This is a genomic window from Antrihabitans stalagmiti (assembly GCF_016482825.1).
Classification (GTDB): domain Bacteria; phylum Actinomycetota; class Actinomycetes; order Mycobacteriales; family Mycobacteriaceae; genus Antrihabitans; species Antrihabitans stalagmiti.
In genome coordinates this window covers 123,808-140,060 of record NZ_JAEMNV010000008.1, presented here as the reverse complement: position 1 = coordinate 140,060, position 16,253 = coordinate 123,808, and the positions used below count along the sequence as shown (strand labels likewise).

Sequence of the window (16,253 nt, the reverse complement as noted above, 5' to 3'; positions counted from 1 at the left end):
CGTGCCGTTTCACCATCCGACAAATCAGGCTGGACCAATGGCAGCAGGGGATAGCTAACACATGCGAGAGCAAGTATCGATACTCGACGCCAAGGGCGCAGGCCTTCCGAGGGCAAGCGACGGCATTTCCGAACGTAGCCACCACGAGCCGGACATCGGTGGACACTTCGGGGTCTACGGCGGCCGCCACGTTCCCGAGGCCCTCATGGCCGTGATCGAGGAAGTCACCGCGGAGTACGAGAAAGCCCGCATCGACGACTCCTTCCTCGACGAGCTGGACCAGTTGCAGCGCGACTACACAGGGCGGCCATCGCCGGTGTACGAAACGCGACGTCTCGGCGAACATGCCGGTGGCGCAAGGATTCTTCTCAAGCGCGAAGACCTCAATCACACCGGCTCGCACAAGATCAACAATGTGCTCGGACAGGTGCTGCTCGCCAAGCGGATGGGCAAAACCCGAATCATCGCCGAGACGGGCGCAGGTCAGCACGGTGTCGCAACGGCGACTGCGTGCGCACTGCTCGGCCTCGAATGCATCATCTACATGGGCGCGCTCGATACCGAACGGCAAGCGCTGAACGTCGCTCGCATGCGTCTGCTCGGTTCGATCGTCGTGTCGGTGGAGTCGGGATCCCGCACCCTCAAGGACGCGATCAACGAGGCGCTGCGCGACTGGGTTACCAACGCCCACAACACTTACTACTGCTTCGGTACGGCCGCGGGTCCGCATCCGTTCCCTGTTCTGGTCCGCGACTTTCAGCGGATCATCGGACTGGAGGCACGCGCTCAGGTGCAGGCACTGACCGGCAGGCTGCCCGACGCAGTGACAGCGTGCGTCGGTGGCGGGTCCAATGCGATCGGCATCTTCCACGCGTTCATCGACGATGCTGACGTTCGTCTCGTCGGTTACGAAGCTGCAGGCGACGGTGTCGAAACCGGAAGGCACGCCGCGACATTCGCGGGTGGCACGCCCGGAGCGTTCCAGGGTGCGTACTCGTACCTGCTGCAGGACGACGACGGCCAGACCATCGAATCGCACTCGATCTCGGCAGGCCTCGACTACCCGGGCGTCGGACCCGAACACGCTCACCTCAAGGACATCGGGCGCGCCGAATATGCGCCGATCACCGACACCGAAGCGATGGACGCTTTGCTTCTGCTCAGTCGAACCGAGGGCATCATCCCGGCCATCGAATCGGCACATGCAGTCGCGGGCGCACTGAAGCTCGGCAAGGAATTGGGTCCTGGCGCAATCATTTTGGTGAACCTGTCCGGTCGCGGCGACAAAGACATGGATACCGCTGCGAAGTGGTTCGGACTGCTCGACGAAGCGAAAGCAACGAATGCGGAGGGGTCGGCATCATGAGTGAACGTGAATCTCGCCTTGCGCCGACCTTCGCGCAGTGCCGCGCCGAGAACAGGGCGGCACTGATCGGGTATCTGCCCGCCGGTTACCCGGATCTCGACGGCTCGATCGACGTCTTCAAGGCGATGGTCGAATCAGGTTGCGACGTCATCGAAGTCGGCATCGCGTACTCCGATCCCGTCATGGACGGGCCGGTGATCCAGGCGGCCGCCGAACAAGCGTTGAGCAACGGCATCAGGGTTCGTGACGTCTTCACGGTCGTCGAGCAGATCGCGTCCGTCGGCGGCAAGGCCGTCGTGATGACCTACTGGAATCCAGTCCTCCGTTACGGCGTCGACGCCTTCTCCCGCGATCTCGCTGCGGCGGGCGGCCTTGGACTCATCACGCCCAACCTCATTCCGGAAGAAGCGGACCAGTGGTTCGCCGCATCCGAACAACACCATCTCGATCGGATCTTCCTCGTCGCGCCGTCGTCGACGGAAGAGCGTCTCAACATGACGATCGACAAGAGCAGCGGCTTCGTCTACGCGGCGTCGACGATGGGTGTGACGGGTGCGCGTGACGCCGTTTCGTCTGCGGCGCCCGAGTTGACGGCCCGCATCCGGACTCATTCCGATATCCCGGTAGGGGTCGGGCTCGGTGTCCGATCAGGTGCGCAAGCAGCGGAAATAGCTCAGTTCGCCGACGGCGTCATCGTCGGTTCGGCGTTGGTTTCGGCGGCCGGCGAAGGTGTCGACGAAGTCCGTCGACTCACGGCCGAACTCGCTCGAGGAGTGCGCTCCGCTACCGTTGCGTCGTGACTTCTTCTCTGCCGACCTCCGCGACGGACGTCTTGGCCTACATCCCCAGCCCGCCGCAGGGCGTCTGGGAGCTGGGTCCGTTCCCGCTGCGGGCGTACGCGTTCTTCATCATCGTCGGAATCATCGTCGCGATCTTCTGGGGCGAGCGGCGGTGGCTCGCGCGTGGGGGAGAGCCGGGCACCGTCCTCGACATCGCGATCTGGGCGGTTCCGTTCGGTCTGATCGGTGGGCGCATCTATCACGTTGCGACCGACTGGCCGAAGTACTTCGGCGAAGGCCAGAGCCCGATCGATGCGCTGAAAATCTGGCAGGGCGGTCTCGGTATCTGGGGTGCCGTCTTCTTCGGCGCCATCGGAGCGTGGCTCGGCTGCAGGCAACGAGGCATACCGCTCGGCGCCTTCGGTGACGCGATCGCGCCAGGCATCCTGCTCGCGCAAGCGATCGGCCGCATCGGCAACTACTTCAATCAGGAGCTCTACGGCCGCGAAACCGACCTGCCGTGGGGCCTGGAGATCTACCAGCGCTTCAACTCGCTCGGTGAGCGCAACGACCTCAACGGTGTGTCCATCGGCGTCGTCGAGAAGGTAGTGCACCCGACGTTCCTGTACGAGCTGCTCTGGAACGTGTTGATCGTCGGTCTGCTCGTCGTGCTGGACCGTCGCTTCAAAATCGGTCACGGTCGACTGTTCGCCCTGTACGTGGCTGGCTACTGCTTGGGCCGGTTCGGTGTCGAACTGATGCGTGCCGACGAGGCGTCCCACATCGCGGGAATTCGGATCAACTCGTTCACGTCGGCGATCGTCTTCGTTCTCGCTGCCGCCTACTTCATCTTCGCCGAGAAGGGTCGCGAGGAACCGGAGGAACTGCTGTCGAGGGAGACGCGCGAAGCCGCTGCGCTCGAGGCTGACGCGGAAGCCGACGAGGTTGATGAGGTCGACGAAGACGGTGCTGGACTCGTCGAAGACACCGACGACACCGAAGATGTCGATGACGACGCCGCCGAGGTGCCCGAGGACGGGACGGCAGGTACAGCGGGAGCAGTCGCGGCGCCGACACTCGCGGGTCGCGTCAAGTCGCTGCTGAACAAGGAGCCGAAGGCCGAGGTTGTCGAGGCTGTCGAGGCGTCCGATGCGGACTCTTCCGCGAAGGACGCTGCCCCGAAGGACGCCGCAGTCTCCGAGACCGCCGCTGCACCGGCCGCGACGGTGACAAAGGCGAAGGCTGAGCCAGCCAAGGTAGCCAAGCCCGAGCCCAAGAAGGTCGAGCCTGAGAAGGTCGAAGCCGCCAAGGCTGAGCCAGTGAAGGCTGTGCCGGCGAAAGCTGAACCAGCGAAGGTCGAAGCCGCCAAGGCTGAGCCAGTGAAGGCTGAGCCGGAGAAGGTCGAAGCCGCCAAGGCTGAGCCAGTGAAGGCTGTGCCGGCGAAAGCAGAGCCGGCGAAGGCCGAGACGGCCAAGGTCGAGCCCGCAAAAGCAGAGCCTGCCAAAACGGAACCGGCAACTCCGGACGACTCGACGACCCGATCGGCGGTCGTTGCGAAGGCCTCGAAATCTGCGCAGACACTCTTCCGTCGAGTCCGATCGCGGCTGGACCGCTCCAAGTAACTGCTCGCTTCGTCGACTCGGACGGCGCCAGGGTCACCTTGACGTCGTCCGATGACGGCAGGGGCACCCTCCCGCCGTAGGCGCTGGCAATGCGCCCGGCGACTACGCAGCACCACCCGGCACTGCGCACGCCCACCAGCACGTTGCGGGCGCTGCGAAGTGTCAATGCGCGCTGCGGAGTTCGGAATTCTCGCCGAGAGAGACCGGCCTGCAACTGCTAGGCTCGGACAACTCGGATATTTCGAGTCCTTCAAGGGCCGATGCTGTCCCGGCAAACCGATAGCAGACGCCCTTGTGGCGGTCCCGCTAGCGAGGCCACCGGATAGCGCGCTGCGCCTTCTCCGACGGCACCGCTGGCAGACGCGGAGGTCCCCGGTGCTTTTCTCTCAGCTTCCCTCAGCGCAGGGTTTGTACCATCCGGATCGCGAAGCCGATTCGTGTGGCGTAGCCATGGTTGCGAACATTCGTGGTCTGCGGTCGCACTCGATCGTCTCCGATGGTTTGCTTGCGCTGGAGAATCTGGATCATCGCGGCGCGGCGGGCGCTGAGCCCAACAGTGGTGACGGGGCCGGCATCCTGATTCAGCTGCCAGTCGAGTTGTTCTCCGAGACTGTCGAATTCGAGCTCCCGCAACAGCTGGCAGACGGTAGCAACACCTATGCCGCCGGGATCTGCTTCCTCCCGCAGGACGAGACGGCTCGGCTCGAGGCGATGCACCGAATCGAAGCGATCGCCGAGGACGAGCACCTCGAAATCCTTGGCTGGCGTGAGGTTCCCGTCGATCCCGCGGGAGCCGACGTCGGCCGCACAGCACTGTCCTGTCTGCCCCATATGAGTCAGCTGTTCGTCGCAGCACCGAGCGGCGACGTAGGCGGCCTTGCTCTCGACCGCTTGGTGTATCCGCTTCGCAAGCAAGCGGAACGAATCACGCCCGATACCGAGGCTGCGGGAACCGGCGTCTACTTCCCGTCGCTGTCGAGTCGAACGATCGCCTACAAGGGCATGCTGACGACCGCACAGCTACCGCTGTTCTTTCCCGACCTGCGGGACAAGCGGTGCGCGAGTGCCATTGCGATCGTGCACAGTCGCTTCTCCACCAACACCTTTCCGTCCTGGCCGCTCGCGCATCCGTTCCGGTTCGTCGCACACAACGGCGAGATCAACACCGTCCGCGGTAACCGCAATCGGATGCACGCGCGAGAGGCACTGCTCGCATCCGATCTCATCCCAGGCGACCTGAGCAGGCTGTTCCCGATCTGCTCGCCGGATTCCTCGGATTCGGCATCGTTCGACGAGGTGCTCGAATTGCTGCACCTCGGGGGTCGTACGCTCCCGCACGCCGTGATGATGATGGTCCCCGAGGCGTGGGAGAACCACACGTCGATGGCAGCGGAGCGGACCGCGTTCTACCAGTACCACGCGTCGATAATGGAGGCATGGGACGGACCCGCGTGCGTCACCTTCACGGACGGAACGTGCGTCGGTGCGGTGTTGGACCGCAACGGTTTACGACCGGGACGCTGGTGGCGGACGCTCGATGACAGGATCATCCTCGCCAGTGAAGCGGGTGTGCTGCCGGTTGCGCCCGAGGACGTCGTCGAGAAGGGCAGACTGTCGCCCGGGCGGATGTTCCTCGTGGACACGGCGCGAGGTCGGATCATCGACGACGACGAGATCAAGACCGAACTGGCGACGGAGCATCCGTACGAGGAGTGGCTGTATTCGGGCCTGGTCGGTCTGGACACCTTGCCGGAGCGACAGCGGGTCGCGCACAACCACGCGGCCGTCGTACGACGCCAGCTAGCGTTCGGCTACACAGAGGAAGACCTCCGAGTATTGCTGCATCCGATGGCAGCAACCGGGGGAGAACCTCTGGGCTCCATGGGAACCGATACTCCGATCGCTGTGCTGTCGCGGCGTTCCCGGCTGCTGTACGACTACTTCGTCGCGCTGTTCGCTCAGGTGACCAACCCACCGCTCGACGCGATACGCGAAGAGATCGTGACGTCGCTGCGCCGGGTGATGGGGCCGGAGCAGAACCTACTCGAACCGACGCCGGCATCGTGCCGACAGATCGTGTTGCCGTGGCCCGTGCTCGACAACGACGAACTCGGCAAGCTCATTCACATCAACGACGACGGTGACCATCCCGGTCACGCTGCGACCGTCCTGCGGACCCTCTACGACGTGGAACGCGGAAGCGAAGGGCTTGCCGAGGCGCTCGACGAATTGCGGATCAGCGCAAGCGAAGCGATTGCGGCCGGGTTCCGAACCATCGTGTTGTCGGACCGAGATTCCGACCACAGTCGAGCGCCGATACCGTCGCTGTTGGCGATCTCCGCGGTCCATCACCACCTCGTACGGACCAAGGAGCGGACCCAGGTTGCGGTCGTCGTCGAGTCAGGGGATGCGCGCGAGGTGCATCATGTCGCGATGCTGATCGGTTTCGGCGCCGCGGCTGTGAACCCTTACCTCGCAATGGAAACGATCGAAGATCTGATCTCGAGCGGCGAACTCACCGGTGTCGAGCGGAGCGTCGCGACGCGGAACTATCTGGTCGCGCTCGGCAAGGGTGTCCTCAAGGTGATGTCGAAGATGGGCATCTCGACGGTGGCGTCGTACACGAGTGCGCAGGCGTTCGAGGCGATCGGGCTCGATCGCGAGTTGGTCGACGAATACTTCACCGGCACAGTCAGTCAGCTCGGCGGAGTCGGTCTCGACGTGTTGGCCGAAGAGGTGAAATTGCGCCACCGCAGGGCATTTCCCGACAACCCGACCGCGGTTGTGCATCGCGGGCTCGATGTGGGTGGTGAGTATCAGTTCCGCCGCGAAGGCGAGCTGCACCTGTTCACACCCGAAACGGTCTTTCTGTTGCAGCATGCGACGCGGACCGGTCGCAGCGAGGTGTTCGCGAAGTACAGCGAACAGGTGGACCAACTCTCGGCGGAAGGCGGCACACTGCGCGGACTGTTCGGCTTCCGGGAAGGGCTGCGTGAGCCGGTGCCGCTGGACGAGGTCGAGCCGGTCGCCGAGATCGTCAAGCGGTTCAACACGGGAGCGATGAGCTACGGATCGATCTCGGCGGAGGCGCACGAGACGATGGCGATCGCAATGAATCGACTTGGCGGACGCTCCAATTCGGGTGAGGGCGGCGAGGACACCGACCGGTTGTACGACCCGCAGCGGCGGAGCGCCGTCAAGCAGGTAGCCAGCGGCAGATTCGGAGTCACCAGCGACTACCTCGTCAACGCGACTGATATTCAGATCAAGATGGCCCAGGGCGCTAAACCCGGTGAGGGTGGGCAACTTCCGGCGTTCAAGGTGTATCCGACGATCGCGAAGACGCGACACTCGACGCCGGGTGTCGGTTTGATAAGTCCGCCACCACATCACGACATCTATTCGATCGAAGACCTCGCGCAGCTGATTCACGATCTCAAGAACGCGAACCACAACGCTCGGGTACACGTGAAGCTGGTCAGCTCGGTCGGCGTCGGTACGGTCGCAGCGGGCGTCAGTAAGGCGCACGCGGACGTCGTGCTGATCTCCGGTCACGACGGCGGCACCGGGGCGTCGCCCTTGACCTCGCTCAAGCACGCAGGCGCACCGTGGGAAATCGGGCTTGCCGATGCTCAGCAGACGTTGGTACTCAACGGACTTCGCGATCGCGTGACGGTCCAGTGCGATGGTGGCCTGCGCACCGGACGGGACGTGATAGTCGCGGCACTGCTCGGTGCCGAGGAGTTCGGCTTCTCCACAGCACCTTTGGTGGTGGCGGGGTGCATCATGATGCGCGTCTGCCATCTCGACACCTGCCCGGTCGGTGTCGCAACGCAGAATCCAGAGCTGCGCAAGCGTTTCACCGGCAAACCGGAATTCGTCGAAGACTTCTTCCGTTTCATTGCCGAGGATGTGCGGAAGTACCTGGCGCAATTGGGCTTCCGGTCCATCGACGAGGCGGTCGGTCACGCCGATGCGCTCGACACCGCCGACGGCATCGCCCATTGGAAGAGTCGAGGTCTCGATCTAACCCCTGTCTTCCACGTTCCGGTCGACGCAGAGGGTCAACCGATGCCCCAACGCCGCCGCACCCGGACCCAGGATCACGGGCTGGTGTTCGCACTCGATCAGACGCTGATTCAACTCGCTGCGAGCGCGTTGGAGGACGCGCGTCCGCTGCGCCTCGACCTGCCCGTGCGGAACGTGAATCGCACTGTCGGAACGCTGTTGGGCGCAGAGGTCACCCGTCGCTACGGCGCATCCGGGCTGACCGACGACACGATTCGGATCACGCTCACCGGCTCTGCTGGGCAGTCGCTCGGCGCCTTCCTGCCACCCGGTATCACGCTCGATCTGGTCGGCGACGCGAACGACTATGTCGGCAAGGGACTTTCGGGTGGTCGGGTGGTCGTCCGTCCACACGCCGATGCTCCGATCGTGGCCGAGGCCAACGTGATCGCGGGCAACACGGTCCTGTACGGCGCGACGTCCGGTGAGGTGTTCCTGCGGGGTCGCGCGGGGGAGCGGTTCTGTGCACGCAACTCCGGCGCGACTGCGGTCGTCGAAGGCGTCGGCGATCATGCGTGCGAATACATGACAGGCGGCAGGGTCGTCGTGCTCGGACCGACCGGACGCAACATTGCAGCCGGTATGTCCGGTGGCATTGCCTACGTGCTCGGCCTTGATCCGTCGGCGGTGAATCCGGCAATGGTCGAACTGGATGCACCGGATGCCGACGATCTGAGGTGGTTGCGCGATGTTGTTGTGAAGCATCACCGTTGGACCGGATCCGCGCTGGCGGAATCGATCCTTGCCGACTGGCCGCGACGCTCGCGAAGCTTCTGCAAGGTGATGCCGACCGACTACAAGCGCGTACTGAGGGCGACCCGAGTTGCCAAGGCCGAGGGACGCGATGTCGAGGCCGCGATCATGGAGGCTGCACGTGCCTGATCCACAGGGGTTCCTGCACATTCGGAAGAAGGACGCGCCGAAGCGGCCTGCGAGCGAGCGCATTCACGACTGGCGGGAGATCTACGCCGACCAACCACCCGTCGAGCGGAACCGTGAGGTCTCCGTCCAGGCTCGTCGCTGCATGGATTGTGGTATTCCGTTCTGCCACAGTGGATCTTCGGGATGCCCGCTCGGCAATCTGATACCCGAATGGAACGATCTAGCCCGCCGCGGCAGGTGGGATGCTGCGATCGATCGGTTGCACGCGACCAACAACTTTCCCGAGTTCACGGGACGAGTGTGTCCGGCCCCGTGCGAGGCGGCGTGTGTGTTGTCGATCGCGGAGAACGACACAGGCGGCAGCGTCACGATCAAGCGCATCGAGCAGGCGATCGCCGACACCGCGTGGGAGGCGGGAACGATCACGCCGCAGTTGCCGACGATCAACACCGGCAAGAAGGTCGCCGTCGTCGGATCGGGTCCGGCGGGACTCGCTGCGGCGCAACAACTTACCCGTGCTGGGCACGATGTCACCGTGTACGAGCGCGACGACCGACTCGGTGGACTCCTTCGTTACGGCATCCCGGCCTTCAAGCTCGACAAGTCGGTACTCGATCAGCGACTGTCGCAAATGCGTGCGGAAGGTACCCATTTCGTCATCGAATGCGAAGTCGGAGTTGATGTTCGGGTCGAGACCTTGAGCGAGCAGTACGACGCCGTCGTGTTGGCCGTCGGCGCGCTACGCGCCCGCGACGACGACTCGATCCCCGGTCGCGACCTGCAGGGGGTGCACCTCGCGATGTCGCACCTCGTGCCGTCGAATCGCGAAGGCGAAGGCGACGGACCCACGCCGCTCAGCGCGCACGGCAAGCATGTCGTCATCATCGGCGGCGGCGATACCGGTGCCGATTGCCTCGGTACTGCCCATCGCCAGGGTGCTGCGTCCGTCACACAACTCGACTACAACCCCGAGCCTCCGTCGGAGCGCGATGACGCGCGATCACCGTGGCCGGCATGGCCACTCGTGCTGCGCACCTCGCCCGCGCATGCCGAAGGTGGGGTTCGTCGCTATCAGGTCGCCGTTCGCAGGTTCGTCGGCGACGAGGGTGGCAATCTTCGAGCAATGGTGCTTGCGGAGGTCGAGGTCAAACGCGACGCCGACGGCCGCAGGTCGATCGTGCCGATCGGTGAAGAAGTCGAATTGCCCTGCGATATGGCGCTTTTCGCAATCGGCTTCGACGGCGTCGAGCATATGGCACTGCTGGACGAGTACGGGTTGTCGTTGAATCGTCGCGGCGTGCTGTCCTGCGGTCCCGACTACCAGACGACGGTGCCCGGAGTATTCGTGTGTGGTGACGCTCATCGCGGTGCCTCCCTTGTGGTGTGGGCGATCGCGGAGGGTCGTTCGGCAGCTCAGGGCGTCGACACCTACCTGATGGGCCACTCCGAATTGCCTGCTCCCGTCCATCCGACCGCGCTGCCGTTGGCAGTGAGCCGGTAAGAGGTACCTGTGACCCTTCGTCCTTCACGACGCGGGACCGGATGCTGGACTACGCTCGTTCCGTGACCCGACGGACCAAGATTGTCTGCACGCTCGGCCCTGCAACCGCTACCGACGAACGTATCCGGGAGCTAGTCGAGGCCGGTATGGACGTTGCACGTCTCAACTTCAGCCATGGTGACTACCCAGACCACAAGGCCAACTACGACCGCGTGAGGGCCGCGTCCGACGTGACCGGCCGCGCTGTCGGCATTCTTGCCGACCTGCAAGGCCCGAAGATTCGTCTCGGCCGCTTCGCCGAGGGCCGCACGGTGTGGGAAAGCGGAGAACAGGTCCGCATCACCGTCGACGAGTGCGACGGCACCCACGATCGTGTGTCCACGACCTACAAACAGCTGGCAGAGGACGCGAAAGCCGGCGACAGACTGCTCGTCGACGACGGCAAGGTCGGCCTCGTCGTCGAGTCCGTTGACGGCAACGACGTCGTCTGTCGGGTGACCGAAGGCGGACCCGTCAGCAACAACAAGGGCGTCTCGCTGCCAGGTATGGACGTGTCCGTGCCTGCGATGTCAGAGAAAGACATCGAGGACCTCGAGTTCGCGCTGCGGTTGGGAGTGGACTTCATCGCGCTGTCCTTCGTCCGCTCGCCGGCCGATATCGAACTCGTTCACGAGGTCATGGATCGCGTCGACCGTCGGATCCCGGTGATCGCGAAACTCGAGAAGCCAGAGGCGATCGACAATCTCGAGGCGATCGTCCTCGCGTTCGATGCGGTGATGGTCGCTCGCGGCGATCTCGGTGTCGAACTGCCGCTCGAGCAGGTGCCGTTGGTGCAGAAGCGTGCGATCCAGATGGCTCGCGAGAACGCGAAGCCGGTGATCGTCGCGACGCAGATGCTCGAATCGATGATCGAGAACTCGCGACCGACCCGCGCCGAAGCCTCCGACGTGGCCAACGCCGTCCTCGATGGTGCCGACGCGGTGATGCTGTCGGGCGAGACGTCGGTCGGCAAGTACGTGATGGAGACGGTGCGCACGATGGCGCGGATCGTCCAGGCCGTCGAAACGGATTCGACGCGGGTGCCTCCGCTGACCCACGTGCCGCGCACGAAGCGTGGCGTCATCTCCTACGCCGCTCGCGATATCGGCGAGCGGCTCAACGCCAAGGCTCTGGTCGCTTTCACCCAGTCGGGCGACACGTTGCGCCGGCTCGCTCGGCTGCACACGAACCTCCCGTTGCTTGCCTTCACACCGCTGCCCGAGGTCCGCAGTCAGCTGGCGCTGACGTGGGGCACCGAAACGTTTCTCGTACCCCGGGTCGAAAGCACCGACGCCATGATCGGCCAGGTCGATCAGTCGCTGCTCGAACTCGAGCGTTACGAGATCGGCGACCTCGTTGTCATCGTCGCGGGCTCACCACCCGGGACAGTAGGCTCGACAAACCTGATCCACGTTCATCGGATCGGCGAAGGGGACTACTGAGCCGGGCAACCGGAGTGACGGGAGTGTTGTGACCGCTGTTCGGCCGAAGACCGATCTCGAGACCTTGCTCGAACTGCTCGAACTGGAACAGGTCGACGAGGACGTATTTCTCGGACAGCACCTCGGACCGGTCGGTAGCCGGACGTTCGGCGGTCAGCTCGTGTCGCAAGCGATGATGGCTGCGGGCCGGACGGTCGGAGCGGGTCGGCCGGTGCACGCGATCAACGCGCACTTCATCCGCGGTGGCGACGTCAAGTTGCCCATCACCTATCACGTGACCCGGCAGCGCGACGGGCGCGCATTTGCGAATCGAATGGTGACCGCGCGTCAGAACGGGGTCGACCTGTTCGTCATGCTCGCCGCGTTCCAGGACTGGACGAAGGGTCTCGAGCACGCTGTCGAGGTGCCCGACGTGCCGTATCCGGATGTGTTGCCGCCGCTGGGCGATCATTTCGTCGGCTACGAGGACCGGCTGCAGATGTTCGTCAATGCGTTGAAGCCGATCGACATGCGCTACGCGAACGATCCCGCGTGGATCATGAAGGGCACCGGCGAACGACTCAATCACAACCGGGTCTGGATGAAGGCCGACGGTGATCTGCCCGAGGACCCACTTATTCACGTTGCGATCATGGGCTATTCGTCGGATACGACGGTGCTCGACTCGATCATCACGACCCACGGTCTGTCGTGGGGGCACGACCGAATCGTCGCTGCCACCGTCAACCATTCGATCTGGTTCCACAGGCCGTTCCGGTTCGACGACTGGGCCCTCTACGCGACGGAATCACCGGTTGCCGCCGGTTCCCGAGGTCTCGGTACGGGCCGCTACTTCTCGCTGGAAGGCGAGTTGCTCGCGACTGTCGTCCAAGAGGGCTTGATTCGCCACTTCCCTCGGAAGCCGTAGGCGGCTTCGCCGCTCGTGAGTCTTTTCGGCGGTCCCGCCCTCCGAAAGGACTCACGAGGCGCGCAGCGCCCTCAGCGCCCTCGTCGCGCGAGACGCGTTGCGGCGGGTTAGACTTCGCCAGCTTTGCCGCCGTTAGCTATTCGCCCTGATGGGGGACCTGTATGGAAACCAGCGTCGACTGGAGCAGCGAGGTCGTTCAGAGCCTGTTCTGGATACTGAAGGCTTTCGCGATCACTGCGCCGATCTTCCTGATCGTTGTCGCGCTGTTGTTGAGGTTCACGAAGTGGGGCCGTGACTTCTGGAACGTCGCTGGACCCTATTTCTCGAGTCGCGACAGCTGGAAGGTCTACGCCTTACTCGGGATCCTGCTCTTCTCCACGTTGTTCGGCGTCCGGATGTCGGTGCTGTTCTCGTATTGGAGCAACGACCAGTACACGTCCATGCAATTCGGCGCCCAGGCGTTTGCAGCGGGTGACGCCGCAGCTCTGGAAGGTGCAAAGTCGGCGTTCTGGAACGCTGTTGTGGTGTTCGCCGTGCTCGCGACCATCCATGTCGTCAGGGTTCTCGTCGACTTCTGGCTAGGGCAATGGTTCGACATTCGCTGGCGTGTCTGGCTCACCGAGCGCGTCGCGACCGACTGGTTGGACGGCCAGGCCTACTACCGAGGCCGGTTCATCTCGGAGCCGATCGACAACCCCGATCAGCGAATCCAGCAGGACACGCTCGACTTCGTCCAGACGTCGCGCACGCTGTCGTTCGGCGCTGTTTCGGCAATCGTCACAGTTGTCTCGTTCACGAAGATCCTGTGGGATCTGTCCGGCCCCGTAAACATGTTCGGGTGGACGATGCCTCGCGCGATGATGTTCCTTGTCATCATTTACGTGCTGGTGACGACGGTGGTTGCGTTCTGGATCGGTAACCCACTCATCAAGCTGAACTTCCTCAACGAACGCCTCAACGCCAACTTCCGGTATGCATTGGTCCGCCTTCGTGACAGCGCCGAGAACGTCGCCTTCTATCGTGGCGAAGGCGTCGAGCGAAACGGCTTGTTCACACGCTTCGCAAAGGTGATCAAGAACTACTGGCACATCGTGTTCCGAACGCTGAAATTCCAAGGCTGGAACCTCACCGTCAATCAGACAGCCGAGCTGTTCCCGCTGATCCTGCAGGGTCCGCGCTTGTTCGCGGGCGAAATAACCTTCGGTGACATCTCGCAGACTTCCCGCGCATTCGGCGCGGTCCACGATTCGCTGTCCTTCTTCCGTGAGGCGTATGACGACTTCGCCGCCTATCGCGCGTCGTTGATTCGTCTCAACGGTCTTTTGGTTGCGAACAGCAAGTCACGCGATTTGCCGAAGATCACGATGACCGAACTCGACGATGCGTTGGAAGCGGACAACATCGATGTCCGCAAGCCTGACGGTGAAGTTCTCATCGACAACCTCAACCTGCGACTGACCGCCGGCGACGCGCTCGTCGTCAAGGGTGCATCCGGCAGTGGAAAGACCACTCTCCTGCGCACACTGGCCCAGATGTGGCCGTTCGGCGACGGCTCAATCAAGCGTCCTGACAGCGTCGAAACGCTCTTCCTGTCGCAGATCCCATACCTACCGCTCGGTGATCTGCGCACGACGATCGCGTATCCCGCCAAGCCGGAAGACATTTCGGACGAGGTATTGCGCGCGACTCTCGACAAGGTCAGCCTCGGCCACATCGCGAACCGCCTGGACGAAGAAGAGGACTGGGCCAAGATCCTGTCTCCGGGTGAGCAGCAGCGTGTCGCTTTTGCGCGCATTCTGTTGATCAAGCCGAAGCTGGTTTTCCTCGATGAGGCGACGTCGGCCGTCGACGAGGGACTCGAGTACGCACTCTACAAACTGGTGCGTGAAGAGGTGCCCGAGCTGATCTTGGTGAGCGTCGCGCACCGCAGTACGGTCGATCAGCACCACACGCAGATGCTCGAGCTCGAAGGTGACGGTCCGTGGCGGCTTTCGCCGGTTACCGTGGACAAGTAGCAGCGCGAAAGTCCGTTCGGCGATTGCAGTTGTGAAAGTTGACGTGTTGCGTGTCTGCGCGCACTCTCGTTTTATGGGCCGATTGGAGTCGTACATGTCGTTCCGCGTCCCTGCGGCCGTTCGTTTGGTTCCGGCGGCCGTGGTCGCCGTCTCGATCGGCGTCGCGCTGATCGGATCTGCACCCGCGAGCGCCGAACCGACACCGCCGTCGGAACCCCCTATCGCCGAACCGAATACGACCGAACCAGCCACGACCAGCCCGGCAACCACGACGGTCCCGACGCCTGTCCCCATGCCGTATCCGCGGACGCCGCCGCCGCTGCCCGATTCCAACGACGGCGGTCGCGCGATGGCGTGCCCGTCGGCAAACAGCTGGAGCCCGTTCACCGACGGACGTGGCGTCACCGCAACGTTGTTCGAGTACGGCCCGGCGCGGATCACGGTCACGGTGACGGCTTCCGACGGCGACCGGACCACGACGGTCGACGTCGCACCGGGTCAGTTCAACGTACGAATCGACTTTCCCGGTGTCGACCCGAAGTCTGTGCGTAGCGTGCTCGTGCGAGCGGACGGCCCTGGTCCACTTCCACCGCGTTGCATGCTCGCTCCGAACTCCCGTTAGGCCCCATCGACGCTCGAAAACGAGGACAATCGACGTCATGCAGGATCCGCGAGTACTCGACACAGCCGAATTGGAACCAGGATTGGCCAACCTTCGAAAAGCCCGTGATGCGGGGTTCGACGAAGGCGCCGACTCCGCGGACTACCGCGAGATCGATCGCGTGATCAGCGCATTCGAGGAAGAGATTCGAAGACGGTCCACAGCGGACTGACGTCAGCTGTCCAGCAACACGATCCGTGCGCCGGACGCCAGCAGAGCTGTGGCGGTCAGACCGCACATCGTGTGGAACGCGTCGCTGAAGTGAGACGGACTCGCGAACCCAGCGTCCGCTGACGCAGTCGTGAGATCGCGTCCCTTCGAAACCGCAGCGCCGACATGCACCATCCGCACCCACAGTCGGTAGCGGCGAAAGCTGGTTCCTGCGTGCGCGGAGAACAGATGCAGGAAGCGTGACGTCGAAAGATGCACTGCCGCCGCAAGTTCTCCTGCATCGACGGTGCTGCCGGGATTCGCGCGCAGCGTCGCGATAGCTTCGACGATCCGGGCATCGATCGGCGCTGACACACGCCCGCCCGCGCAGTCGAGGATCTGCATCGGGTCCGGGTCCGCAGATTCCGCGGAGGCGATCAACTCCGATTCCGCGTCGTGCGCGAAGCCGATCCCGTGCTCGATGCTCGCCATCCTCGCGAGCGTCCCGCGCGCTCTCGGTGAGCCAGGATCGAAGTAGCAGAACAACATCCGGTCCCCGTGTGCAAGCACTCGATGGACTCGGCGGGGTGGGATCAGTGCACTGCGGACGGTCCGCTCGCCGAGCTCTGCGGTCCGTAGCGTGAACGGAGCGTCGACACCGACGGCCAAGCACTGCACCGATCCGGAGTGTGCGTCGAGTCGAAGCGAAGCGCCGAGGTAGCAGGCATAGCCGGTACCCAGCCACAACGTCGCCGTGCGACAGCAGGTTTCTGGAAGCGCGGCGGTGCCCATGTTCGACATGCTTGCACGGGGTCGCACAA

At 63.7% G+C, this 16,253-nt stretch carries 11 protein-coding genes; 10 read left to right on the top strand and 1 reads right to left on the bottom strand.

All coding sequences use genetic code 11. The features are described from left to right. Nucleotides 1–61: 61 nt before the first annotated feature. From trpB to JGU71_RS22455, 10 genes are all read left to right on the top strand, one after another. Nucleotides 62–1,366, top strand: coding sequence for a tryptophan synthase subunit beta (trpB, locus tag JGU71_RS22505; protein ID WP_199706754.1), 1,305 nt, complete (start codon nt 62–64; stop codon nt 1,364–1,366). Further along, a complete protein-coding gene (trpA, locus tag JGU71_RS22500) occupies nt 1,363–2,166 on the top strand; it encodes a tryptophan synthase subunit alpha (protein WP_199706753.1) in 804 nt (267 codons plus the stop codon). The genes trpB and trpA overlap by 4 nt, the downstream gene beginning before the upstream one ends. Continuing rightward, nucleotides 2,163–3,767: a prolipoprotein diacylglyceryl transferase gene (gene lgt, locus JGU71_RS22495; RefSeq protein ID WP_307829774.1), complete on the top strand. Its 1,605-nt coding sequence runs from the start codon at nt 2,163–2,165 to the stop codon at nt 3,765–3,767. Before trpA ends, lgt begins: the two co-directional genes overlap by 4 nt. A 375-nt stretch (nt 3,768–4,142) precedes the next feature. Continuing rightward, nucleotides 4,143–8,717, top strand: coding sequence for a glutamate synthase large subunit (gene gltB, locus JGU71_RS22485; protein ID WP_199706752.1), 4,575 nt, complete (start codon nt 4,143–4,145; stop codon nt 8,715–8,717). After that, entirely contained in the window at nt 8,710–10,218 is a 1,509-nt protein-coding gene (locus JGU71_RS22480) for a glutamate synthase subunit beta (RefSeq protein WP_199706751.1), read from the top strand. The genes gltB and JGU71_RS22480 overlap by 8 nt, the downstream gene beginning before the upstream one ends. 62 nt (nt 10,219–10,280) lie before the next feature. Next, nucleotides 10,281–11,699, top strand: a complete 1,419-nt coding sequence (gene pyk, locus JGU71_RS22475) for a pyruvate kinase (RefSeq protein WP_199706750.1) — start codon at nt 10,281–10,283, stop codon at nt 11,697–11,699. A 28-nt stretch (nt 11,700–11,727) separates the two neighbouring features. Then, on the top strand, nt 11,728–12,606 hold the full coding sequence (locus JGU71_RS22470) for an acyl-CoA thioesterase (protein WP_199706749.1): 879 nt from the start codon (nt 11,728–11,730) through the stop codon (nt 12,604–12,606). 161 nt (nt 12,607–12,767) lie between these two features. Next, a complete protein-coding gene (locus JGU71_RS22465; RefSeq protein WP_199706748.1) occupies nt 12,768–14,621 on the top strand; it encodes an ABC transporter ATP-binding protein/permease in 1,854 nt (617 codons plus the stop codon). 73 nt (nt 14,622–14,694) lie between these two features. Then, complete coding sequence (locus JGU71_RS22460; RefSeq protein ID WP_199706747.1) at nt 14,695–15,243, top strand: hypothetical protein; 549 nt, start codon at nt 14,695–14,697, stop codon at nt 15,241–15,243. A 37-nt stretch (nt 15,244–15,280) separates the two neighbouring features. Then, nucleotides 15,281–15,454 carry a hypothetical protein gene (locus JGU71_RS22455; RefSeq protein WP_199706746.1) on the top strand — a complete coding sequence of 58 codons (174 nt, stop codon included), beginning with the start codon at nt 15,281–15,283 and terminating at the stop codon, nt 15,452–15,454. Nucleotides 15,455–15,456: 2 nt separating this feature from the next. On the opposite strand, the gene JGU71_RS22450 is transcribed toward JGU71_RS22455, so the two are convergent. Continuing rightward, nucleotides 15,457–16,224 carry an AraC family transcriptional regulator gene (locus JGU71_RS22450; RefSeq protein WP_199706745.1) on the bottom strand — a complete coding sequence of 256 codons (768 nt, stop codon included), beginning with the start codon at nt 16,222–16,224 and terminating at the stop codon, nt 15,457–15,459. Nucleotides 16,225–16,253: the final 29 nt, after the last annotated feature.